Raw genomic sequence first — 1,102 nt, forward strand, 5'->3', positions numbered from 1 at the left:
GGTGACAGGTACACCGGAGGGGGGCTGGGCGCCGGTGATGCGGCTGAGTTCGGCTTCGCCGGAGCGGACGTGGGTGGTGTGCGGGGTGATGCCGGCGTCTGCCATGAGGCGTGCCATGTCGCGGCGCTGGTTGGGCAGGACCAGGGTGACGACGCTGCCGGACTCGCCGGCGCGGGCGGTGCGGCCGCCGCGGTGCAGGTAGTCCTTGTGGTCGCTGGGCGGGTCGACGTTGACGACGAGGTCGAGGTTGTCGACGTGGATGCCGCGGGCTGCGACGTTGGTGGCCACCAGCGCGGTGACGTGGCCGGTCTTGAACTGGGCCAGGGTGCGGTTGCGCTGGGGCTGGGACTTGCCGCCGTGCAGCGCGGCGGCGCGTACGCCGCTGTTGAGGAGGTGCTTGGTGAGCTGGTCCACGGCGTGCTTGGTGTCCAGGAACATGATCACGCGGCCGTCGCGGGCTGCGATCTCGGTGGTGGTGGCGTACTTGTCGGCGCCGTGGACGTGCAGGACGTGGTGTTCCATCGTGGTGACCGCGCCCGCGGAGGGGTCGACGGAGTGGACCACCGGGTCGTGGAGGTAGCGGCGCACCAGCAGGTCGACATTGCGGTCCAGGGTGGCCGAGAACAGCATCCGCTGGCCCTCGGGGCGTACCTGGTCGAGGAGTTCGGTGACCTGGGGCATGAAGCCCATGTCGGCCATCTGGTCGGCTTCGTCCAGGACGGTGATGTCCACCCGGTCCAGACGGCAGTCCTTGCGCTCGATGAGGTCCTTGAGGCGGCCCGGCGTCGCCACCACGACCTCGGCCCCGGCGCGCAGCGCACTGGCCTGGCGGCCGATCGACATCCCGCCGACCACGGTGGCCAGTCGCAGTTTCAGCGACCGGGCGTAGGGGGTGAGCGCGTCGGTGACCTGCTGAGCCAGCTCGCGGGTCGGAACCAGGACCAGCGCCAGCGGCTGACGGGGCTCGGCACGCCTGCCCTCGGTACGGGCCAGCAACGCCAGACCGAAGGCGAGCGTCTTGCCCGAACCGGTACGCCCGCGGCCCAGCACGTCCCGGCCGGCCAGGGAGTTCGGCAGCGTCGCCGCCTGGATCGGGAACGGC

At 71.4% G+C, this 1,102-nt stretch carries 1 protein-coding gene; it reads right to left on the bottom strand.

Translation table 11 applies throughout. From position 1 onward, the window contains the following. Positions 1-1,102 (bottom strand): DEAD/DEAH box helicase (locus tag ACFYXH_RS42500; RefSeq protein ID WP_389575193.1); only part of this gene is annotated, 1,102 nt, incomplete at both ends.

This window comes from Streptomyces sp. NPDC002730, from assembly GCF_042888805.1.
Lineage (GTDB): Bacteria > Actinomycetota > Actinomycetes > Streptomycetales > Streptomycetaceae > Streptomyces.